A 22,293-nucleotide genomic window follows, 5' to 3' on the forward strand; every position below is an offset into this window, starting at 1 on the left:
AGACTGACGATATGAACATGATGCAACGTTTATCGCGGGTCGATGCGATTAACTGGAACCGTCTGCAAGACGATAAAGATCTCGAAGTGTGGAACCGTTTGACCAGTAACTTCTGGCTGCCGGAAAAAGTCCCGCTGTCCAACGATATCCAGTCGTGGAATACGCTGACGGATAAAGAGAAACAGCTGACCATTCGCGTGTTCACCGGCTTGACGCTGCTGGATACCATACAGAGCAGTGTCGGCGCACCGGTACTCATGGAAGACGCGCGCACGCCCCACGAAGAGGCGGTCTACACCAATATCGCCTTTATGGAATCGGTTCATGCGCGCTCCTACAGCTCGATTTTCTCGACGCTGTGCACCACCCGGGATGTCGACGATGCCTTTCGCTGGAGTGAAGAAAATCCGACGCTGCAGGCCAAGTCGGAGCTGATTCTCGGCCGCTATCGCTCAGACGATCCGCTGATGCGCAAGGTGGCCAGTGTTTTCCTGGAGTCGTTCCTGTTCTACTCCGGCTTCTACCTGCCGATGTACTGGTCGAGCCACGCCAAATTGACCAACACGGCGGACCTGATCCGCCTGATCATCCGCGACGAAGCGGTGCACGGCTATTACATCGGCTACAAGTTCCAGCAGGATTTGGCCGAGGCAACGCCGGAGCGCCAACAGGAAGTCAAGGACTACGCGTACGAGCTGCTGCTTGAGCTGTACGACAACGAAGTCCGCTACACCGAGTCGCTGTACGACGAGGTTGGCCTGACCGAAGATGTCAAAAAGTTCCTTCACTACAACGCCAACAAGGCGCTGATGAACCTCGGCTTCGAGCCGCTTTTCCCCAGCAGTGAAACGGATGTGGACCCCACGATCATGGCGGCGCTATCGCCGAATGCCGATGAGAACCACGACTTCTTTTCCGGCTCAGGGTCGTCCTATGTGATTGGTAAGGCCGTCGCCACCGAAGACGATGATTGGGCTTTCTAGACAATCATTGAGCACACAGTCTAATAAAGATCGGGAGCCCCAGCGGCTCCCTTTTTTGTTTTGTAGCAGGCTAAAGTTAGCTGAACGCTAATGATAAATATTGTCATTTATTTTATAAGTGGGTAGGCTATGGGCACTCGATATGAAACGCAACTCGTTCTTATATTTGATGTGTTCTCTATAGCGGCAGGGTGACTGCCAGTGATCAGTGACGGAGAGTCGATGTGCTGAATAAGCCTTTCTTTGCCATGCAGGGCTGCTGGCTAGCGTGCATGCTGGCCAGCAGTTCGCTAATGGCAAGTGACGAGACGCTCGAGCAGGCCAGTCAAGGTATTGATGCCCAGCAGCTTCAAGCCGAGCTTCAACAGCAGATAGATAGCGCCGATGAACAGACCCGGGCCGCGCTGCAAGAGCTGCGCGAGCTTGAGCGCGATACTCGCCAGCTTGAATCCCAGAACGCCTCGTTAGCGGGCCGCTTGGCCGAGGAAGCCGAGCGGCAGGCCCGCCTAGCTTCCGCGCTGGATACCCTGGCCGATACGCGCGCCGCGCTGCCGGACATTGAGCAGAACATGCAAGCCCAGCTCGCCCAGTGGATCGAACGCGATCTGCCGTTTCTTAAAGAGCAGCGGCTGGCCCGCATCGAAACCTTGAAAAACGACGAGGGTGCGGAGCCCGCCGAGCAGATTGAAAGCATGCTCGATATCTGGCGCACGGAGCTGGATTACGGCCGTGAAATGGATACCTGGCGTGGGCGTTTGCGCTCGGCCGATGATCAGCAACTGGAAGTGGATTTCCTGCGCATCGGGCGTATCGGTTTTTATTACCTGACACCCGATGGCCGCGAGGGCGGCGTATGGAATGCCGAGGCCGGCGAGTGGCAGTCGTTGAGTGCCGAACACCTTCAGGCGGTGCGTGACGGGCTGCGGATAGCGGAAGACCAGCGGGCGCCGGATATCCTGACGCTGCCGCTCTCCATCACCGTCTCGGCCGATCAGGGAGAGCAGCCATGATACGCGATCTCAAGAAGTGCCATCGTTATGTGATGGTAGCGCTGCTGATGGGGCTGACCAGCTTGAGCCCGTTGGCGAACGCGCAGTCGCAGGATACAACTTCGCTGCGTGAGGCCCGCGAGGCCGCTGAAATTCGTGACCAGCAGCGCTTGATCAAGCTGCTGGACGACCAGGCGGCGCTTGAGGAGGCGCTGGAGCAGGCGCGGGATCGCCAGCAAGCCGCCCAGTCGCGTCACGATGCCTTGCAGGCACAGGACGCCGCTCAGTCGGCCGAGGCGGAGCGCCTGGCGGCGCGTCAGTCAGAGCAGGGCGAAGCGCTGAGCAATCTGCTGGATGCGCTCAACCAGCATAGTAACGAGGTGCGTAACGCACTGGGCGAGGATAGCTGGCTGACCCTGAACGAAGAAGCGTTGCCGCCACGGCTGAGTGACGTCAACGTACTCGAGCAGGAGGTGCTGGAAGACGTGGTCGACAGGCTCGCCACGTTGACGCGCAACACCGGCAATGCGGAGCGGCTTGAACGTCCCGTGGCCGATGCCAATGGCGAAATTGCGCCTCAGGCCGTCGTGCGGCTGGGGGATTTTGCAGCGTTTACCAGCACCGATTTACTGCGCCAGGACGATGATGGGCATCTGACGGTGCTGCCACGTACTCCAGCGGAAATAGCTGATTATCTGGCCGCTTATCATCAGGGCGATACGCGCGTGATGGCCATGGACCCAACCCGAGGTAGCGTGATCGATGCCCTGGCGCAGCGTCCTACTCTGATGGAGCGGTTCCATCAAGGCGGGTACGTCGGCTATGTGGTCGTTGCCTTGGGGGGCGTCGGTCTACTGGTCGCTTTGCTGCAATACCTGTATCTGCTGGCTACCAGCCAGCGGGTGAACCGCCAGCTCAAAAGCCCCGATCAACTCACGGATCATAATCCGCTTGGGCGTGTGCTGCTGCGCTTTGAAGGAATGGATAAGCATCAGACGCCGGAAGCACTGGAAGCACGCCTGGATGAGGCAGTGCTCGCCGAGCTGCCCCGTCTGGAACGGGGGCAGCCGATTGTCAAGCTGCTGGCGGCCATCGCGCCCTTGCTGGGGCTGTTGGGCACGGTCACCGGCATGATCGTGACCTTCCAGGCGATCACGGTGTTTGGCACCGGCGACCCACAGCTAATGGCGGGTGGGATCAGCCAGGCGCTGGTGACGACCGTCCTTGGCCTGATTACCGCCGTGCCGCTGCTGTTCGCGCAGACGGCGCTGTCAAGCCGCAGTCGCCACCTCACTCATGTCATTGAAGGTCGGGCAAGTGCCGCGCTGGCCGACCATCTGGAAGCGCAGCAGCCTTCCCAAGACGCGTCGGTGAGATGATATGGTGACCGTTCCCCTTTGGCTCGAACCCGTCGAACGGCTCATGAGTGCGGGTGGCTTGGTGCTGGTCGTACTGGCCGTTGTGGCGTTGCTGGTATTTGGCATGGCCATTGAGCGCTTCTGGTTCTACCGCATGACCTGGCGGCGAGCGCGCCGCCAGCTTGTCAATCGCTGGGCCAGGCGAGATGACCATCATAGCTGGAGTGCTCGCACGCTGCGCAACGTCTGGACGGAGGACCTTGTGATCCGTCTGCGCCGTCCGCTGCCCTGGTTGAAGCTGCTGGTGGCGTTATGCCCGCTGTTTGGCTTGCTGGGTACCGTGACGGGCATGATCGGCGTCTTCGACAGTCTATCGCTGAGTGATACACACCAGGCCCGGGCAATGGCCGATGGCGTGGCAAGGGCAACGTTGCCAACGTTGACCGGCATGGCAATTGCCGTGGTCGGGCTTTTATTCATCAGTCGCCTGGAACACATCATTCGGCGCGAGGATCAGCGGTTGCACGACCGGATGGCGCGGGCAGTGGAGGAAAATGATGCGTAGACGACGTTCGATGGGCAGCGCTGACGAAAATACCGAGGTGAACCTCACGCCGATGCTGGACGTGGTGTTCATCATGCTGATTTTCTTTATCGTCACAACCAGTTTTATCAAGGAAAGCGGGATTGAAATCAACCGACCGGAGTCGAGTGACGCAAGCCCCAGGCCCGATGCCCAGGTATTGGTTGCGCTTTCGCCCGAAGGGGCGGTATGGGTGGATGGTCGCGCGATCGACGCCCACCGGGTGGGCGAAGAAGTCGCCGGGATGATCAGCGAGGATGGCTCGGTCGTCATCCAGGCGGATCGCGAGTCGACGACCGGGCTGCTGATTGAAGTGATGGACCGTCTTGAACAGGCCGGCGTGGACCAGGTGGCGGTGGCGGCTAACCGGAGCGGCCAATGATACGCCAGGCATTATCCATGGTGAGTGGTGGGATCTTGGCGATTGGGCTGTTTTGGCTGTTGGCATTGCTGGTCGCGCCGCCGGATGAACAGGTGGAACCACCAGAGCAGACGGTCTCGATGAACATGGTGGAGGCACCCGACGTCGCCCCGCAGGAAGAGGCGCCTCCCCCGGAAACCGAACAGGCACCCACGCCTCTGCCTCTGCCGCAGCCGATGCCGACCCCCGAGCCGCCCCCGGTGTCCGACAGTACCATTGCCTTGCCGGAGATTGATCTACCCGAGCCGCCCGACGAGCCGGTGGAGATGGAGAGTGAATTGCCGGAATTGACCGAGGCGACGCCCGAGCCGGAACCCGAGCCGCCTCCAGAACCGGAACCGGCCCCTGAACCAACGCCGCAGCCCGACCCCGTTGCTCAGCCAAGTGAAACCGAGCCTTCCGATGCCGAGCGCGAGGCAGCGCCAGAAGCGCCGCAGGAAGTGTCGGATGAACCGGTCAATGTCGGTCAGGCCGCGCCGACCAGCCGGGTCAATCCGACGTACCCTGCTCGCGCTCAGCGTCGCGGCATGGAGGGGTTTGTTGAGGTATCGTTTACCATTCGTCGCGACGGCAGCGTTGATGGCTCTTCGATTCGCATTACGGATGCCCAGCCACGCCGGGTGTTTGACGATGCGGCCCGCGACGCGATTGCGCAGTGGCAGTTCGAGCCTAGCGATCGGTTGCGCAACGCGACCCAGCGGATCGAGTTTCAGCTGCGCTAACGACTTTATTGAGGTATGACCATGCGTGTATGGGGGTGCATCTGTTTAATCGGCTTGTGGGCATCGTTTGCCAACGCCAGCCCGGCGCTTCCCGGCGATATCATTGGCGACCTGAACCGCTTGCAAACGCAACTACGCGAAGCGCAATACGCCAGCGTGGTCTCCCGGGCCACCCAGCAAGCAACCCGCCTGCAAACGGGTAACGCGGCTGACCGCTGGGCCAGCGCGCTGTATCAGCAGCTTGCCGCTAACGCACTGGCGCACCAGGGCCAGCCGGGTGATGCCGCCAATCGATTGGCGCAAGCGCGTGAACTGGCCGCGGGCGAGCAAGCCCAGGTGGCCCGCTGGCTGCGCGAAGAAGTGTCGTTGCGCCACGCGGCGGGGCAAACGACGCAGGCCAGCGACTTACTTGCCGAGTGGCTCGAGTCCCAGGACGCCGCTGCCCCTGCCGAGGATTACTGGAAACTGACCCGTTGGCTCGCCGACGACCAGCGTTGGCAGGAAGCGGGGGAATGGCTTGAACGTAGCCTGAACCAAACCGCTGAGCCTGATGCTACCCAGCGCAGGTTGGCGCTGGTTGTCTATCAGCGCACCCAGCAAACCGATCAGGCGCTTGACCTGTTGCTGGGCGGGCTTGATGAAGGCAGTGATGGGGCTCACTGGCGCGAAGCCGCCGGGCTCGCTCAGCAGTCCGGTCAGCCGGGTATCGCCGCGGCGCTGTGGGATACCGCCTGGAAGCTGGGCAGGCTGGATGAAGACGGTGACCGCTGGCAATTGATAAACCTGCACATGGCGGGGGGAACGCCCGCCCGGGCCGCCGAGTATCTTGAGACATGGCTTGAATCGGGCGACATCGTACGGGATGAGACCTCGCTCCGCCTGTTGGCGAACGCATGGCATCAAGCCCGCGATAGGACTCAGGCGCTTGATGCCTGGCAGGCGTTAGCGACACTGAGCAAAGAGGGCAGCGACTGGCGTCAGTATGGTCAGCTCGCTTTTGCCTGGGGGCAGGATGAACGTGCCGAGAAGGCGCTGTCGCGTGCCCAGTCGCTGGGCGATGACCAAGCGGGTGAGTGGCTGGCGACGCTTGAGCAGTCGCCGCCCCATTCACTATAAAGCTGGCCGCCGCGGTTATTCCGCCGGTGCCAGGGTAAGCGAAAAATCGCTCCAGGTTGGCGCGTGATCGGAGGGCCGCTGCATACCGCGCAGCGCATAGTCGATCCCTGCGTCGCTGATACGCTCGGCCAGCGGTTGGGTAACCAGAATATAGTCGATGCGCAGCCCGCGCTTGGGTTCACGATCAAACCCCTTGGAGCGATAATCAAACCAGCTGAACCACTCAGCATCGGTTGGGTGGCAAAGCCGGTAGCTGTCGCTCAAGCCCCACCCCTTGATGCCTTCCAGCCATTCACGCTCGATGGGCTGAAAGCTGGTTTTGCCTTCGCGCAGCCAGCGTTTGCGATTGGCTTCGCCGATGCCGATATCCTGGTCCTCGGGCGAAATGTTAAAGTCCCCCATTACCGCCACGCGCTCCTCGGGTTGGTGCTGCTCATCAAGCAGGCGCGCCAGCTGTTGGTAAAAGCGGGTCTTGTACGGGAACTTGGTGGGGTGGTCGATATTTTCCCCCTGGGGGAAATAGCCGTTCCACACGGTGACGGGCTGGCCGTCGTCGGCGAGGAGTTTGACGCCGATCATCCGCCGCTGAGCGTCTTCCTCGTCGTCAGGGAAGCCGTAAAAGACGGCTTGTGGCTTGTGACGGCACAGCATTGCAACGCCGTAGTGACCTTTTTGGCCATAGTAGAAAACGTGATAGCCCATGGCCTCTACATCGGCAAGCGGGAACTCGCTATCCTGCACCTTAGTTTCTTGAAGGCCGATCACGTCGGGCTTTTGCGAATCGATCAATGCCTGCAGTTGATGAAGTCGCGCGCGAATGCCATTGATGTTGAAAGAAACAAGGCGCATCACGAACGATCTCCCGGCGGGTTATCCGTATCCTTGTCAGGGTGAATGGCGATATGTTGCCCACTCTGCTGGCGGGCCAGCTTGCGCACTGCCTGAAGTTTGCGTTGCTGCTGTTTTTTTGCCACAAAACGGCGTGATGATGTCACCTGGTCAGGGTTATCATGACGCCACTTTTTATAATCTTTACGCCGACCGGTTTTGATGGTTACTTTATCCGCCAGCGAACGGGTCTTTTTCTTACGCGTCATATCGCGCTCCTTGGTTCGGTAATGGGCCTATTCTAACAGCCTAGCAACCTCCTTCGACAGCAGGGCGCGCTCTTATCGCCAAGCCCTGTTACAATGCGCGCGTCAAGATGACTAATATCCACAGCAATGGACAGATAGATAGCCTATGAGCGAGTCGGAACAGACCACAGCATCGGCCCAGAATCGCAAACCTAAACGTCGTCGTCGGAAGCCGCGTCGTCGTCAGTCGAATTGGGATCTCCGTCAGTTTCAGGTGCCTGCCGTGGCCGGCAAATGGCGCTTTCATGACTTCGATCTGCCGCTGCCGTTAATGCGCGCGATTCATGCTCAAGGGTTTGAGTACTGCACGCCCATTCAGGCAGAGGCACTGCGCCATACGCTGCTCGGCGGCGATATTGTCGGCAAGGCACAGACCGGTACCGGAAAAACCGCTGCCTTCTTGATGTCGGCGCTGGCCTATTTTCTCGAGGAGCCAACACCGGATGGGCAGAAGCCCGGCGCGCCGCGTGCGCTGATTATCGCCCCCACCCGTGAACTGGCACTGCAGATCGAGAAAGACGCCAAGGCCCTTGCCCGCTTTACCAAGCTGAATGTGGCAAGTGTTGTGGGCGGGATGGATTATCAGAAGCAACGCGACAGCCTTGGCAAAAAGATCGACCTTCTTGTCGCCACGCCTGGCCGTCTGCTCGATTTTCACGAGAAGCGCGATATCGATCTTTCCGAGGTCGAGGTGCTGGTGCTGGATGAGGCCGACCGCATGCTGTCGATGGGCTTCATTCCCGATGTGAAGCGAATCATTCGCTACACGCCCAAGAAAGAAGAGCGCCAGACCTTTCTGTTCTCGGCCACCTTCACCGACGATATTCTCAATCTGGCCAGTCAATGGACGCTGAACCCAGCCCACGTTGAGATCGAAGTGACCGTCGAGAATCAGGCCGACATCGACCAGCGGGTCTATCTGGTCTCTGACGATGACAAGCAGCGTCTGCTGGTCAAGCTCTTGGAGCAGGAAAGCTTCGAGCGGGTGATGGTGTTCGGCAATCGCCGTGACCTGGTGCGCCAACTCGACAGTCTGCTCAAGAAAGCCGGTGTCAGTGCCGCCATGCTGTCGGGCGATGTGCCGCAAAACCAACGTATCAAGACCCTGGAAAGCTTCCGCGAAGGCGAAATCCAGGTGCTGGTGGCCACCGATGTGGCAGGGCGCGGCATTCATATCGAAGACGTCAGTCACGTGATCAACTACACGCTGCCGGAAGACCCGGAAGATTACGTTCACCGTATCGGGCGGACCGGCCGGGCAGGCGCAAAAGGCGTCTCCATCAGTTTTGTCGGTGAAGAAGATGCTTTTTCTCTGCCTGAGATCGAGCGCTATATCAACGACAAGCTGCCCTGCGAACATCCGCCGGAAGGTATGCTCTAAGCCGCATGCTGGATACTGCCCTTAAAAGCGAGATTCAGGACGCCTACCGTCGCGTGGTGGAAAACCTTGATTTGACCCCGCGCTACGGGCAGCGGCTGATGATCGCTGAAATTGCCCGCACGCTGGGTGGCATCGAGAGCGACGACGAAGGCAAGCGCAAAAGTGATAACCACGTTTGTGTGCTGGAGGCGGGTACTGGAACGGGCAAAACCCTGGCCTACCTGATAGCCGCGCTGCCCATCGCCAAGGCACGTGGCAAGCGGTTGATCATCTCCACCGCCACCGTGGCGCTCCAGGAGCAGGTGCTCAACCACGACCTGCCATCCCTGGCCAGCCACAGCGGTCTGGCGTTTCGTTATGCGTTGGCCAAGGGGCGTGGGCGTTATGTCTGCGTCGCGCGACTGGATCAGGCGCTGGAAGGCGCGGAGCCAAACCCCACGCTTTCGCTGTTCGAGCAGTCGCAACATGCGCAGAGCAGTGACCTTGGCGTGATTGCCAGCGATATGGCCGAGGCCTACGGGCAGGGTGAGTGGGAGGGCGATCGTGATAACTGGCCGCATGCGATTGACGATGCCCACTGGCGTCGATTGACCGTCGATCATCGCCAGTGTACCGGACGCCGCTGCGGCCATTTTGGTGCCTGCGCGTTTTTTCGCTCCCGCCGGGAACTGGAAAACGCCGATGTCATCGTGGCCAACCACGATCTGGTGTTGGCGGACTTGGCGCTGGGTGGCGGGGCTATCCTGCCGGATCCCGCCGACTGTATTTTCGTGTTTGATGAAGGCCACCATCTGCCTGACAAGGCGCTGTCGCATTTTGCCCACCGCTTTGCCGTCAATGGTTGCCTGCGCTGGCTGAAAACCCTCAAGAGCAGCTTGACGGATCTGAATCAAGGGCTTGCTGTCCAGCCGACGGTTGCCCGGTTGCTTGCCGGTTTGCCCGAACTTATTCATACGCTGGAACCGGCGTTGGGCGATGTGTTCAGCACAGGCCACCAGCTCGCCGGGCGCGCGAATGGTCTGTCGGACGAAGAAAGCACGCTGCAGTCGCGGTTTGAGAAAGGCGAGATTCCTGATGCGCTGCGCGAGCAGGCCGAGCAGTTGTTGACCCTGTTTGCTACCTTGTCGCGCAGCCTTGAAAGCATCAGCGATGTACTGCGCGAAAGCCTCGATCCAGACAAGCAGACAGGCCTGGACCGCGAACAGGCGGAAACCTGGCTGCCACTGGTGGCGCTGCTTCACGGACGGGCGCTAGATGCCCACTCACTGTGGCAAGCGTTCAGCGACCGTGACGCGGCCAATGCGCCGCCGAGCGCTCGCTGGATCACCTTGAGCCGGGTGGCTGGCGAGCCGGAAATCGAATTTTCGGCAAGCCCGGTATCCGCCGCACACACATTGGCCAAGCACCTTTGGGGGCGCTGTCATGGCGCTGTTGTCACCTCGGCAACCTTGACGGCGCTGGGTCGCTTCGAGCGGCTCCAGGAACGGGCAGGGCTTGCCAATCGCTACCGCTATCAGGCACTGCCCAGTCCGTTTGATTACGCCAATGCCGTGCTGAGTGTGCCCAAGGAAGCGACGGACCCGAGTGACCGTGACGCCCACGAAAAGGCGATCGTCGACTTTGTGACCCAACTGGCGGATCGCGAGGCGGCGCTGGTGCTGTTCTCATCCAGGGCGCAGCTGAGAGGGGTCGAGAAAGCGCTGAGTGAGGCCGTCAGGGAGCGCGTACTGGCTCAGGATGCATTGCCCAAGCGGGAACTGATTGAGCGTCATCGCACGGCGGTGGATAGCGGCAAGGGCAGTATTATTTTTGGTCTGGCCAGCTTTGCCGAGGGTATCGACCTACCCGGTGATTACCTGACCCATGTGGTCATCACACGGTTACCCTTTGCGGTGCCGGATGATCCCGTGGGGGCGACGCTTGCCGAATGGATTGAAAGCCAGGGCGGCAACCCGTTCATGCGCATTAGCGTGCCGGATGCATCGATCAAGCTGGTACAAGCCTGCGGTCGGCTGATCCGCAAGGAAAGCGATAAAGGCACGATCACCCTGCTGGATAAGCGCGTCATCACGCGACGCTACGGTCAGGCGTTGCTGGATGCGCTACCACCCTTCAGGCGTGAAATCGCTTCGTGACATGACGCCCACCGCACTCAACGCGGTGGGCGACAGGTAGGGTTACGACGGGCGGCGCTTGGTCAGAACCGGTGCCAGCTTGTCGTTCATCTGGGTAAAGGCGTCAACGGTCGTCTGCCAGTCGATACAGGCATCGGTAATCGAAACGCCGTATTGAAGGTCTTTCAGATCGGCCGGAACTTTTTGATTGCCCCAGCCAATATTGGATTCCACCATCAAACCGATGATGGACGTATTGCCCTCCAATATCTGATTGGTCACGTTTTCGAGAACCAGGGGCTGAAGTGCCGCGTCCTTGTTCGAGTTGGCGTGGGAGCAGTCGATCATGATATTGGCGGAAAGGTTGGCTTTTTTCAGCTCTTTCTCGGCCAGGGCAACGCTCACGCTATCGTAGTTGGGCTTGCCGTTGCCGCCGCGCAGTACCACGTGGCCATAGCCGTTACCGCGGGTGCGGATGATGGCGACTTGCCCCGACTGGTTGATACCCAGAAAATTGTGTGGGCTGGCAACGGATTGCAGCGCATTGATCGCCACATCCAGGCTGCCATCGGTGCCGTTCTTGAAACCGACAGGTGAAGACAAGCCCGAGGCCATCTCGCGGTGGGTTTGCGATTCGGTGGTGCGTGCGCCGATAGCTGACCAGCTGATGCAGTCCTGCAGATACTGGGGGGAGATCGGGTCGAGAGCTTCGGTAGCCAGTGGCAAGCCGATCTCGGCAAGGTCGACCAGCAGCTTGCGGGCGATATGCAGGCCTTCGTCGATTTCAAACGAGTCGTTGATGTGCGGGTCGTTGATCAGGCCTTTCCAGCCGACGGTCGTGCGGGGCTTTTCAAAATACACCCGCATCACGATATACAGACTGTCGCTGACCTCATCCGCCAGTTTACGAAGGCGCTTGGCATAATCCAGAGCGGCATCGACATCGTGAATAGAGCAAGGGCCCACTACCATCAGCAAGCGTGGATCGCTGCCTTCCAGAATACGCTGGATGGTATGGCGACCCTCGATCACGGTGCGCTCGGCAGCGTCGGTAAGCGGCACATCCTGCTTGAGGGTTTCGGGGGTGGTAAGTACATCCTGGGCAAGGACGTTAAGATTATTGACCTGCTGATCTGACATTGTGCTACCTGTGCATGCGTGATGGTCGATTCATGCCGCCTACTATCGCTTGTCAGCGCAGTAAAAATCAATTGTTGCGGAACTTGGCGAGGTAAATTGAAGTCAGCCGCTGGGTTTTGTTCAAGGGGTAAACGCTTGATGCGCCGTGCAGAACGCGTAACACTTAGCTATCAAAAGGCGATCACGTTACAGTGCCAATTCATGTCATTCGAATGATTAACCAATGCCCAAGGAACGTTATGTTGCTTGCTGTCAACACCCAATGTATCGGGTTTAAAGGAAGAGTTGCGCTCGGCGGTCACCGTCCGGGTGGGGGGAGCGTGTGAATGGGCACTCATGAAACTGATCAACAGCTTGTAGAACGTGCCCAAAAAGGCGATACACGTGCATTTGATCTGCTGGTAAAGAAATACCAGCATAAAATTATTGGCCTGATTGGGCGCTATGTCCATGACCATGCCGAAGTTCACGACGTCGCTCAAGAGGCTTTTATCAAGGCCTATCGAGCGCTGGGAAAGTTTCGCTCGGAAAGTGCCTTTTATACCTGGATGTATCGCATTGCGATCAATACTGCCAAAAATCACCTGGTATCCCGCGGGCGGCGTCCACCCGGCAGCGATCTGGATATATCCGATGCCGAAATCGTCGACCAAAGCGGTCGCCTGGCTGATGCCGAGTCTCCCGAAGCGTCGATTGCACGTGACCAGCTGGAAGCCGCCGTTTATGAGGCGATCGAAAAGCTGCCGGATGATTTGCGCACCGCGATTACGCTGCGTGAACTTGACGGGCTGGCGTATGAAGATATTGCACAGGTGATGCAGTGTCCGGTGGGTACGGTGCGTTCGCGCATTTTTCGTGCTCGCGAGGCCGTTGACGAACATATTCGCCCCCTGATGTCCACGGCACGGAACAGTCGCGATGATTAATGGTCAATGTGGGTAGATTAAACGTGAATGGCGAAAAATGACTGATCACCGTGAACTGTTTGGTGTCATCATCGTCAAAGCCATTACATTCCCCAATGGGAAGCGACAGCGAAGCAGCCGGTGAATCAGCGTAAAAGCAACCTATTACGATGGCATCAGCGCTTCTTCTCAACAGTGTGAGGGTGTGAAGTATGAGTCAAAACACACGGGAATCACTTTCGGCATTGATGGATAGCGAAAGTGATGAGCTTGAACTGCGCCGAGTGTTGAAGGCACTACCGAACGATGATGATGCCGCCGATACGTGGCGACGCTATCATTTGGCACGCAGCATGATGCGGCGCGAACGGGACGTGGATGTGAGTGTTGATCTTTCCGCTGGCGTAATGGCTCATTTGCAGAGTGAACCCACACCCGCGTCGGAAGACGACTCGATGGTAAGCCGTAGTGCTGGAAGCGTGTCTTTCGCACGTGGTGCCGGCGTGGCAGCGGCAGTTTCGCTGATGGTGATTACCGGCGTTCAGTTTTTCGGCAACAATGCCGGAACTGTCGAGCAGGGTGGTAATGAAGGGGTAGCAACCACTACGACGCCTGCCTCTAACCAGGTGCAGCCGGTCAATCTTGCCGCCACACCGGCTGTCTCCGGTGGCCAGGCAGCGGGCGCTGGGCAAAACGAAATGCCCATGTTCGAGCAGACCCCTTTTCGTATGAACGCGCAAGCCTCGGGCAGCGGCCTGATGAATGTCAGTGAAGGTGGCTTCGTGGGGCCTAGTTCCCAGCAGGCTGTCTCAGCCCAGCAAGGGACGAATATCGACATTGAACAACTGCGCATGCTGCAGTCTTATCTTGAGCAACAGACCCAAGGCGCAGCAGGATATCAAGCCGATCAAGGGTCGACGTTGATGCGGTCCGCAGGAGTGACAGAGCCCTTGGGCCAACGCTGATCAACAAAACGAGCGGCCAACATGGAAAGTGATAAATGGACGTTGAAAAGAGCTTCTCTCTATTTCAACGTCCATTTTTTGTGGGTGCCGATTGGGCGATCACTCCTCGGCGACTTGTGGAGAGGGAAGTGATGCCGATATTACCGAGCAAGACGTTTATTGAGCGCAAGGCGCGGGTAGTGGGCTACCACGACAAGGGGATTATCGTTGAAGCGACGGCATCGTCTGGCTGCACTCAATGCGCGAAAGGGCAGGGTTGTGGGCTGGGGCTTCTCTCGCGTCCCCGCTCGTGGCAGTTGGAAATAGACGTACCAGCATGTTGGGAAGGAGACCCCGTTCCGCCACTGAACAGCGAGGTAACGGTGGCGATAGAAAAAACCTCAGTGACTCGGTTGACGTGGTTGGTCTACGGGTTTCCGCTTCTGGCCGGATTGGTGGTCGCCGGCCTGGGGAGTGTGGTGAGTGATTCGACCTGGCTTGCCCCGGGGCTTTTTTTTGGTGTCTTGATGTGTGGCATGGTGGGTCTTAAATATGCGTTAGGTCAGCGAGCGGAGTTATTTCGCCCACGATTGATCGACGCACCGTGATGGATGGCTCGCTGTGAGCTGTATTAACTTGGCATGATAGTGTTTTTAGTAGGAGTTCTTGCATGAAGCGCTTAATGTTTTCCTCCACATTGTGGGTATGCTTAGTCGTGTTGCTCGCTTTGGGGCAAAACGCCCACGCCCAGGATCTGCCTGACTTTACCGATCTCGTTGAAGACGCTGCCCCCGGTGTGGTCAATATTTCCACTAGTCGCACAGTGCAGCGCGGCGGCCCCTCATTTGACAATTTTGGCGGGCAGGAGATACCCGAGATATTTCGCCACTTCTTCGGCGATAATTTTAGTGATCGTTTCCCGTCACCTCCAGGTAGCGGTCGTGGGCGAACAGAAGAACGCCAATCACTGGGCTCTGGCTTCATTATCAGTGAAGACGGCTATGTGATGACCAACGCCCACGTGGTGCAGGATGCCGATGAAATTCTGGTGCGTTTGAACGACCGTCGTGAATTGAACGCCGAGCTTATTGGCAGTGATCCGCAAACTGATGTGGCGCTTTTGAAGGTGGAGGCAAGTGATTTGCCCACGCTAGAACTCGGCGATTCCGACGAGCTTCGCGTCGGTGAGTGGGTGGCGGCGATAGGTTCTCCATTCGGATTCGATCATTCGGTGACCGCTGGCATTATCAGTGCGATCAATCGCACGCTTCCGCGGGATGCCTACGTGCCGTTCATTCAAACCGATGTGGCGATCAACCCGGGTAACTCCGGTGGTCCGCTGTTCAATCTCGATGGCGAAGTTATTGGTATCAATTCACAGATTTTCACGCGTAGCGGCGGGTTCATGGGCGTTTCCTTCGCCATCCCGATCAATGTCGCGATGGATGTGGCCGATCAGCTTCGCGAAGATGGGTACGTTAACCGTGGCTGGTTAGGGGTGATGATACAGCCCGTATCCCGTGACCTGGCCGAGTCATTCGGCATGGAAGAAGCCGAAGGCGCGCTAATCGCTGATCTTGACCCTGAAGGGCCGGCGGCGAAAGGCGGGCTTAAAGCAGGTGATGTGATCCTTGAAGTCAACGGCGAAACCGTGGACAGTTCGAGCAGTCTGCCGCGTCTGATCGGGCGTGTCGCGCCGGGCAACGAAGTGGACTTGCTGTTGATGCGTGATGGAGAAGAGCGCAGTGAGTCAGTCGAGCTGGGGACCTGGCCGAACGTTGAACAAGCGTCTGTACCATCGTCGTCCAGCGATAGTCAGGTACGCCTTGGGGTGTCGGTGGCCGAAATTGACCAGGAAACCCGTGAGCAACTTAACCTGGAAGGCGGTGTCATCGTGCGTGAAGTAGAGCCCGATAGCGTGGCAGCACGTGCAGGGCTGCGTGCAGGTGATGTGCTGGTGAGCCTGGACCATCGCAGCTTAACGTCGCCTGAAGAGCTGCGTCGCATCGTGGAGGAGTTGCCCACTGATCGAGCGATTCCGCTACGCCTCTATCGCGAGGGGCGCTCGCTCTTTGTGGCGCTGCGCTTTGAGTAACTGATTAACCTCTCTATAACGGCAGTCCGTTTTCACTTAACGGGCTGTCGTTTTTTTTGCTCTTTTTTTTGCACATAGCACCGGGACCGTCGTAACGGTACAATGGCGTCAAATTTCTACTGCGTATACCACAGCAAGACTGTTAACCGTACATGGTTGCGTACATATACCGGATAAAAACGGCCAATGACCCAAGAAACAGTTAGCAAAATCAAGCACATTAGAAACTTCTCGATCATCGCGCACATTGATCACGGCAAATCCACCCTATCAGACCGGTTGATTCAAACCTGTGGTGGTTTAACCGAGCGCGAATTGAAAGAACAAGTGCTTGACTCGATGGATATCGAACGCGAGCGTGGCATTACCATCAAGGCTCAGTCGGTAACGCTGGACTACACCGCGTCCGACGGGCAGGTCTACCAGCTCAATTTTATCGACACGCCCGGGCACGTCGACTTTTCTTATGAAGTGTCCCGCTCGCTTTACGCCTGCGAGGGCGCGCTGCTGGTTGTCGATGCCGCTCAGGGGGTTGAAGCCCAGTCGGTTGCCAACTGCTACACCGCCGTTGAACAGGGCCTGGAAGTATTGCCGGTGCTGAATAAAATCGACTTGCCCCAGGCCGACCCTGACAGGGTGGCTCAGGAAGTCGAGGAAATCATCGGCATTGATGCGACCGATGCCTGTCAGGTGTCCGCTAAAAGCGGGATTGGCATCGATGAGCTGTTAGAACGTCTGGTACGCGATATACCGCCCCCCAAAGGCGACCCTGACGCCCCCTTGCAAGCGTTGATTATCGACTCGTGGTTTGATAACTACCTTGGGGTTGTGTCGTTGGTTCGCCTGTTTGACGGTACGCTGCGCAAAGGCGACAAGATCCGAATCAATTCCACAAATAGGGATTGGAATACCACTGAAGTGGGTATTTTTACGCCGCTGCGCAAACAGACCGATATTCTGCGTGCTGGCGAAGTGGGCTTTATCGTGGCGGGTATTAAAGACATTCACGGTGCCCCTGTGGGTGATACCATCACGCATACCAAAACACCGGATGTGCCCAGGCTGCCAGGCTTTAAAAAGGTCAAACCGCAGGTGTATGCCGGGATCTTCACCGTCAATTCCGATGATTATGAAGATTTTCGCGATGCGTTGGAAAAGCTGGCACTTAACGATGCCTCGCTCGAATACGAACCTGAAAATTCGGATGCGTTGGGCTTTGGTTTCCGGGTAGGTTTTCTTGGCACGCTCCACATGGAGATCATTCAAGAGCGCCTGGAACGTGAATACGATCTGGACCTGCTGACGACCGCTCCCACGGTGGTCTACGAGCTTTCCATGAAAAATGGCGATCTCCTTTACGTATCGAACCCCTCCAAGCTGCCCGACATGGCCGACGTTGAGCAAATGCGCGAGCCCGTTGTGCGAGCAAGTATTCTGGTACCCCAGGAGTTTGTCGGGAATGTGATTTCCGAATGTGAACTCCGTCGCGGCACCCAGCTGGACATGCAGTTTCTCGGCAACCAAATCCAGTTGACCTACGAATTACCGATGTCTGAAGTCGTGATGGACTTTTTTGATCGATTGAAGTCTATTTCACGGGGTTACGCGTCGCTTGAATATAATTTTGAGCGTTTTGAAGCGGCCCAACTGGCCCGCCTGGACGTGCTGATTAACGGTGATAAAGTAGATGCCCTCGCGGTGATTATTCACCGCGATCACGCCCACTCGCGGGGTCGACTGCTGGTGGAGAAAATGAAAGAGTTGATCCCCCGGCAAATGTATGACGTGGCGATTCAGGCCGCTATCGGAGGGCAGGTCGTGGCGCGCTCCACTGTCAAAGCGCTGCGTAAAAACGTGACGGCAAAATGTTACGGCGGTGATGTTAGCCGTAAGAAAAAACTGCTGGAAAAACAGAAAGCTGGTAAGAAACGTATGAAGCAGGTCGGTCGGGTGGAGATCCCCCAGGAAGCCTTCCTTGCTGTACTCAAGGTTAACGACTAAGGAAGACGTCCACCCATGGATTTTGCATTACTGCTGGTACTTGCCGTTGCGCTTTCTGGCGTTATCTATTTGCTTGATGTGGTTTGGCTGCGTCCCAAGCGTCGGGAGCGTGTCGAGCGCGCCGACGCCAATACCCAAGAGGGGTTGGACCCGGCCACCCGGGAAAAGCTGCTTAAAGAGCCATGGCTAGTCGATTATTCGCGCTCATTCTTCCCGGTATTGCTGGTCGTGCTGGTGGTACGCAGCTTTATCGTTGAGCCGTTTCAAATCCCTTCCGGGTCGATGCGTCCGACCCTTGAGGTGGGCGACTTTATTCTGGTCAACAAGTTCGCTTATGGCCTGCGCCTACCGGTCGTCAATACGCGGTTCCTTGAAGTCGATGATCCTGAACGTGGCGATGTCATGGTGTTTCGCTTCCCTGAAGAGCCCTCGGTCAACTTCATCAAACGCGTGGTAGGTCTGCCTGGTGACCAGATTCGCTATGAAGGCAAACAGCTGTACATCAATGGCGAGCCGGTGCCCAAGGAGCTGATGGAAGAGAGCGCGACTCAGCAGCCGTTATTTGAAGAGCGTTTAGGTGACGTGGAGCATTATATCTATAACAACCCCCGTGATCCCGGGCCGCAGATGCGTGAGGTGGAGGTGCCCGAAGGCCACTATTTCACCATGGGCGACAACCGCGACCACTCCAACGACAGCCGTTACTGGGGGTTTGTGCCTGAAGACAATATTGTCGGGCGCGCCTTTGCTGTCTGGATGCACTGGGATGGTGGTCTGCCAAGCTTTACCGACGTGCGCCGTATTGAGTAATGAAAACAATCGTCATGTATAACCATTTATTTTTAGTCGACGTCAATGACGTAGGGGCCCCGTGAGTACTTCGTTAACCGCTTTTTGCCGACGTATTGGCCATACCTTCGGCGATATTACGCTGATAGAGCTGGCCATGACCCACCGCAGTTACGGCGGCCGCAATAATGAACGCCTGGAGTTTCTGGGCGATTCCATCGTCAATTTCGTGATTGCGGAAGCCCTTTATGAGCGTTTTCCGCAGGCCCGTGAAGGTCAGCTATCGCGCCTGAGGGCGCGTCTGGTTAAAGGACAAACGCTGGCAGAGCTGGCCAGGGAAATGACGTTTGGTGAATGCTTACGGTTAGGCTCAGGCGAAATGAAAAGCGGCGGGCATCGCCGGGAATCGATTCTGGCGGATGCGGTAGAAGCGGTGATCGGTGCCATCTACCTGGATGCAGGCATGGATGCCGTTCGCGAGCGTGTCCTGTCATGGTACGCCGAACGGCTGGCGGGTATATCGCTGCAGGACACCCAGAAAGACCCTAAAACACGGCTGCAAGAATTTCTTCAGTCTCGCCAGGCGGCGCTACCCCGCTACGAAGTGGTTAGCGTCAAGGGGGAGGCTCACGCCCAGATGTTCACTGTGGAATGTTACATTGATCTGCTGAGCGAACACACAACGGGCAAAGGCCCCAGCCGTCGCCACGCAGAACAGCAAGCCGCTGAAGAAGCGCTCGCCCACCTTGAAAAACGTCCTGGAGACAATGCATGAGCCAGTCCTGTGGATTCGTTGCGATTGTCGGCCGCCCCAATGTCGGCAAATCCACTTTGATGAATCGTATTCTGGGGCAGAAGATTTCGATTACCTCCCGGCGGCCGCAGACCACACGCCACCAGGTGATGGGGATCAAGACGGAAGGCGACGCCCAGTTTATTTACGTCGATACACCGGGCATGCACATCATGTCCAAAGATCGCAATAAAGCGATTAACCGGTTCATGAACCAGGCGGCGACCCAGGCCCTGCGTGACGTTGACTGTGTCGTGTTCATTATTGACCGCACTCGTTGGACCGATGAGGACCAAGCGGTGCTTAAGCGCCTTGAACACGTCGATGCGCCCATCATCCTGGCGGTTAACAAGGTGGACCGTCTCAATGACAAAAGCGACCTGCTCCCCTGGCTTTCCGAGGTGGGAGCGCGCCGTGAGTTTGCCGCCATTGTGCCCATTTCCGCCAAGCATGGTACCCAGGTAGATACCCTCGAGGAAGAGGTTGCCAAGCATCTTCCCGAAAGCATTCACTATTTCCCCGAAGACCAGATTACCGATCGTAGCCTGCGGTTCATGGCGGCTGAGCTGGTGCGGGAAAAAGTCATGCGCCAGTTGGGTGACGAGTTGCCCTATCAGATGACCGTGGAAATAGAAGAGTTTCGCGAAACTGAGCGCGTGACCCACATCAGTGCGCTGATTCTGGTGGAACGCCAGGGGCAGAAAGTCATTTTGATCGGTGAAAATGGCGAGCGCATCAAGAGCATTGGCCGTGAGGCGCGCCTGGATATGGAGCGTGCGCTGGGTACCAAAGTCATGCTGAATCTGTGGGTGAAGGTTAAACGTGGCTGGTCAGACGATGAGCGCGCGCTGAAGAGCCTGGGCTACGATCTCGATTGAGCATGGCAATGTCGGCGGAGCCGGCCTTCCTGCTTCACCGAAGGCCATACCGCGAAACCAGTGCGCTGGTGGATCTGTTGACACTCCACCATGGGCGTATCCGAGCGGTCGCCCAGGGCGGTCAGCGACCCACGTCAAAATCGCGCCAGCGGCTTCAGCCTTTTACTCCTCTTCTAGTAACCTGGCGAGGCGAACGTGAGCTCAAGCGGCTGAACCTGATGGAATCACGGGGAGCGACAGCGCTGTTGGCGGGCGAGGGCCTGCTTTGTGGGTTTTATGCCAACGAGATTGCGACTCGCCTGTTGCCGCTGGAACTGCCCGCAGGCAATGTCTTCGCCTTTTACACGGCCTTGCTGGAGGCGCTGCCGGTGCCAGCCGCCCGTGCGCTGGCGCTGCGCCGTTACGAATGGTCGCTCCTGGAGGTCCTGGACGCCACGCCACGCTTCTGCACCCCCGACGGTGGCGCACTCGATCCACATGCCCACTACCGATTCGATGCGGCCAGCCGGGCGTTCATCCCGGCCGCCAAAGGGCTGGACGGTCGAACCCTGCGCTATATTGATCACCATGACTGGCAGGAACCGACACTTTCCAATGCGTTGAAAGCCGTCATGCGTGCCGCCCTGGCACCGCATCTGGGGACCACCGCATTACGCTCCCGGGAGTTGATGCGCGATCTCGCCCAGCGTCGCCAACGTTAGGTAGTCACCCTTTATAAAACTGGAGGCCATTTATGCATCCCCCCCGGATACTGTTAGGTGTCAACATCGATCACATTGCCACGTTGCGTCAGGCACGCGGCACCCGCTATCCGGATCCTGTGCAGGCGGCGCTGTTAGCCGAAGAGGCGGGCGCCGACGGCATTACCGTGCACCTGCGTGAAGATCGCCGCCATATCCAACCGCGCGACGTGAAGCTGCTCGCCGAGGTGCTCAATACGCGCATGAACCTGGAAATGGCGCTGACCGAGGAAATGCTGGCCCTTGCCGAGGAGATTCGCCCCGCCCATGTATGCCTGGTGCCCGAGAAGCGCGAAGAATTGACCACTGAAGGCGGTCTCGATGTGGCGGGTGGTTTCGACGCTGTTGCCAGTGCCTGCCAGCGACTTGCGGCAGCCGGTTGCGAGGTGTCGTTATTCATTGATCCGGACGCTGACCAGATCGATGCGGCGCAGCGCACGGGCGCGCCGGTCGTTGAATTGCACACCGGGGCGTATGCCGAGGCGCGCCCGGGCAGTGAGACAGCCACGGCCGAGTACCAGCGGTTAACCGCTGCCGCCACGCACGCGGTATCAATTGGGCTGGTGGTCAATGCCGGCCACGGGCTGCATTACCATAACGCTGAGGCCATCGCCGCATTGCCGGGCATCAATGAGTTGAATATCGGCCACGCGATTATTGCACGCGCTCTCTTTGTTGGTCTGAAAGACGCCGTTGCAGAGATGAAACGGTTGATAATCGCGGGTCAGGAAGCCGGTCTGATGGCGGCGCTGGATGCTCATGACCATGAACATGAGGAGCAGCACGGTCATGTCCATGATGGCTGCTGTGGGCACTGATCCGTGATCGTCGGTATCGGCTCAGATATAGCGCGGATAGAGCGTTTTGAGCGGGCCTTAAAGCGTCATGGACCGCGCTTCGCACTGCGTATCCTGGGCCCTGAAGAACACGTCATGTGGCAGCAGAAAGCGCATCCCGTCGCCTTTCTGGCCAAGCGGTTTGCGGCCAAAGAGGCTTTTGTCAAAGCGCTGGGCCTGGGATTGCGGCATGGGTTGCAGTGGCGCGATATTCAGGTGCTCAATGATGCCCTGGGCAAACCCTACTTTAACCTCCAGGGGGCTGCCGCAGAGAAAGCGTCAGCCGCCGGGGTGGCCGCTCTGCATATCACGTTAAGCGATGAAGATGACTATGCCATTGCGTTTGTAGTCCTGGAAAGCTAAGTGGTC

22 protein-coding genes and 1 pseudogene are annotated in these 22,293 nt (G+C 58.0%); 20 read left to right on the forward strand and 3 right to left on the reverse strand.

All coding sequences use genetic code 11. The annotated features are described in order from the left end of the window. Positions 1 to 8: 8 nt before the first annotated feature. From nrdF to QC816_RS04775, 7 genes and pseudogenes are all read left to right on the forward strand, one after another. Positions 9 to 983 (forward strand): annotated as a pseudogene (nrdF, locus tag QC816_RS04745) (class 1b ribonucleoside-diphosphate reductase subunit beta); the annotation flags it as partial. A 224-nt stretch (positions 984 to 1,207) separates the two neighbouring features. Then, complete coding sequence (locus QC816_RS04750; RefSeq protein WP_309781221.1) at positions 1,208 to 1,993, forward strand: DUF3450 domain-containing protein; 786 nt, start codon at positions 1,208 to 1,210, stop codon at positions 1,991 to 1,993. Then, a complete protein-coding gene (locus QC816_RS04755; protein WP_309781223.1) occupies positions 1,990 to 3,351 on the forward strand; it encodes a MotA/TolQ/ExbB proton channel family protein in 1,362 nt (453 codons plus the stop codon). The genes QC816_RS04750 and QC816_RS04755 overlap by 4 nt, the downstream gene beginning before the upstream one ends. Position 3,352: 1 nt before the next feature. After that, positions 3,353 to 3,895: a MotA/TolQ/ExbB proton channel family protein gene (locus tag QC816_RS04760; protein ID WP_085918801.1), complete on the forward strand. Its 543-nt coding sequence runs from the start codon at positions 3,353 to 3,355 to the stop codon at positions 3,893 to 3,895. Beyond that, complete coding sequence (locus tag QC816_RS04765) at positions 3,888 to 4,295, forward strand: ExbD/TolR family protein (RefSeq protein WP_085918800.1); 408 nt, start codon at positions 3,888 to 3,890, stop codon at positions 4,293 to 4,295. Before QC816_RS04760 ends, QC816_RS04765 begins: the two co-directional genes overlap by 8 nt. Further along, a complete protein-coding gene (locus QC816_RS04770) occupies positions 4,292 to 5,056 on the forward strand; it encodes an energy transducer TonB (RefSeq protein WP_085918799.1) in 765 nt (254 codons plus the stop codon). The genes QC816_RS04765 and QC816_RS04770 overlap by 4 nt, the downstream gene beginning before the upstream one ends. A gap of 15 nt (positions 5,057 to 5,071) precedes the next feature. Next, complete coding sequence (locus QC816_RS04775) at positions 5,072 to 6,172, forward strand: tetratricopeptide repeat protein (protein WP_254902913.1); 1,101 nt, start codon at positions 5,072 to 5,074, stop codon at positions 6,170 to 6,172. A gap of 15 nt (positions 6,173 to 6,187) precedes the next feature. On the opposite strand, the gene xthA is transcribed toward QC816_RS04775, so the two are convergent. Next, positions 6,188 to 7,021 carry an exodeoxyribonuclease III gene (xthA, locus tag QC816_RS04780; RefSeq protein WP_309781227.1) on the reverse strand — a complete coding sequence of 278 codons (834 nt, stop codon included), beginning with the start codon at positions 7,019 to 7,021 and terminating at the stop codon, positions 6,188 to 6,190. Beyond that, the gene (locus tag QC816_RS04785) at positions 7,021 to 7,269 is read right to left on the reverse strand and encodes a hypothetical protein (RefSeq protein WP_085918796.1); all 249 of its coding nucleotides are present in this window, start codon (positions 7,267 to 7,269) and stop codon (positions 7,021 to 7,023) included. The genes xthA and QC816_RS04785 overlap by 1 nt, the downstream gene beginning before the upstream one ends. A gap of 145 nt (positions 7,270 to 7,414) precedes the next feature. Between QC816_RS04785 and rhlB the strand changes: the two genes are divergently transcribed. Both rhlB and dinG read left to right on the forward strand, forming a co-directional pair. Continuing rightward, a complete protein-coding gene (gene rhlB, locus QC816_RS04790; RefSeq protein ID WP_085918795.1) occupies positions 7,415 to 8,689 on the forward strand; it encodes an ATP-dependent RNA helicase RhlB in 1,275 nt (424 codons plus the stop codon). A gap of 5 nt (positions 8,690 to 8,694) precedes the next feature. Continuing rightward, positions 8,695 to 10,824 carry an ATP-dependent DNA helicase DinG gene (gene dinG, locus QC816_RS04795; protein ID WP_309781229.1) on the forward strand — a complete coding sequence of 710 codons (2,130 nt, stop codon included), beginning with the start codon at positions 8,695 to 8,697 and terminating at the stop codon, positions 10,822 to 10,824. Positions 10,825 to 10,866: 42 nt separating this feature from the next. Here the strand turns inward: dinG and QC816_RS04800 are convergent, their stop codons facing one another. Continuing rightward, positions 10,867 to 11,943, reverse strand: a complete 1,077-nt coding sequence (locus QC816_RS04800) for a 3-deoxy-7-phosphoheptulonate synthase (protein WP_085918793.1) — start codon at positions 11,941 to 11,943, stop codon at positions 10,867 to 10,869. A 326-nt stretch (positions 11,944 to 12,269) separates the two neighbouring features. On the opposite strand from QC816_RS04800, the gene rpoE reads away from it, so the two are divergent. From rpoE to acpS, 11 genes are all read left to right on the forward strand, one after another. Continuing rightward, complete coding sequence (gene rpoE, locus QC816_RS04805) at positions 12,270 to 12,869, forward strand: RNA polymerase sigma factor RpoE (protein WP_309781232.1); 600 nt, start codon at positions 12,270 to 12,272, stop codon at positions 12,867 to 12,869. A gap of 191 nt (positions 12,870 to 13,060) precedes the next feature. Next, the gene (locus QC816_RS04810) at positions 13,061 to 13,813 is read left to right on the forward strand and encodes a sigma-E factor negative regulatory protein (protein WP_085918792.1); all 753 of its coding nucleotides are present in this window, start codon (positions 13,061 to 13,063) and stop codon (positions 13,811 to 13,813) included. Positions 13,814 to 13,944: 131 nt separating this feature from the next. After that, a complete protein-coding gene (locus tag QC816_RS04815; RefSeq protein WP_199283442.1) occupies positions 13,945 to 14,400 on the forward strand; it encodes a SoxR reducing system RseC family protein in 456 nt (151 codons plus the stop codon). A gap of 62 nt (positions 14,401 to 14,462) precedes the next feature. Continuing rightward, the gene (locus tag QC816_RS04820) at positions 14,463 to 15,887 is read left to right on the forward strand and encodes a DegQ family serine endoprotease (RefSeq protein WP_309781233.1); all 1,425 of its coding nucleotides are present in this window, start codon (positions 14,463 to 14,465) and stop codon (positions 15,885 to 15,887) included. Between the two features lie 186 nt (positions 15,888 to 16,073). After that, a complete protein-coding gene (gene lepA / locus QC816_RS04825; protein ID WP_085918789.1) occupies positions 16,074 to 17,888 on the forward strand; it encodes a translation elongation factor 4 in 1,815 nt (604 codons plus the stop codon). Positions 17,889 to 17,903: 15 nt separating this feature from the next. Continuing rightward, positions 17,904 to 18,698 (forward strand): signal peptidase I, encoded by a 795-nt coding sequence (gene lepB / locus QC816_RS04830; protein WP_199283440.1) that lies wholly within the window; start codon positions 17,904 to 17,906, stop codon positions 18,696 to 18,698. A 61-nt stretch (positions 18,699 to 18,759) separates the two neighbouring features. Then, positions 18,760 to 19,452 carry a ribonuclease III gene (rnc, locus tag QC816_RS04835; RefSeq protein ID WP_066320021.1) on the forward strand — a complete coding sequence of 231 codons (693 nt, stop codon included), beginning with the start codon at positions 18,760 to 18,762 and terminating at the stop codon, positions 19,450 to 19,452. After that, positions 19,449 to 20,348 carry a GTPase Era gene (gene era, locus QC816_RS04840; RefSeq protein WP_085918787.1) on the forward strand — a complete coding sequence of 300 codons (900 nt, stop codon included), beginning with the start codon at positions 19,449 to 19,451 and terminating at the stop codon, positions 20,346 to 20,348. Before rnc ends, era begins: the two co-directional genes overlap by 4 nt. Before the next feature lie 8 nt (positions 20,349 to 20,356). Further along, positions 20,357 to 21,049 carry a DNA repair protein RecO gene (gene recO / locus QC816_RS04845; RefSeq protein WP_085918786.1) on the forward strand — a complete coding sequence of 231 codons (693 nt, stop codon included), beginning with the start codon at positions 20,357 to 20,359 and terminating at the stop codon, positions 21,047 to 21,049. A gap of 32 nt (positions 21,050 to 21,081) precedes the next feature. Continuing rightward, positions 21,082 to 21,906 (forward strand): pyridoxine 5'-phosphate synthase, encoded by an 825-nt coding sequence (pdxJ, locus tag QC816_RS04850; RefSeq protein WP_309781235.1) that lies wholly within the window; start codon positions 21,082 to 21,084, stop codon positions 21,904 to 21,906. A gap of 3 nt (positions 21,907 to 21,909) precedes the next feature. After that, a complete protein-coding gene (gene acpS / locus QC816_RS04855) occupies positions 21,910 to 22,287 on the forward strand; it encodes a holo-ACP synthase (RefSeq protein WP_085918784.1) in 378 nt (125 codons plus the stop codon). The last annotated feature ends 6 nt before the right edge of the window (positions 22,288 to 22,293 follow it).

It is taken from the genome of Vreelandella janggokensis (assembly GCF_031451615.1).
GTDB classification, from domain to species: Bacteria; Pseudomonadota; Gammaproteobacteria; order Pseudomonadales; family Halomonadaceae; genus Vreelandella; species Vreelandella janggokensis.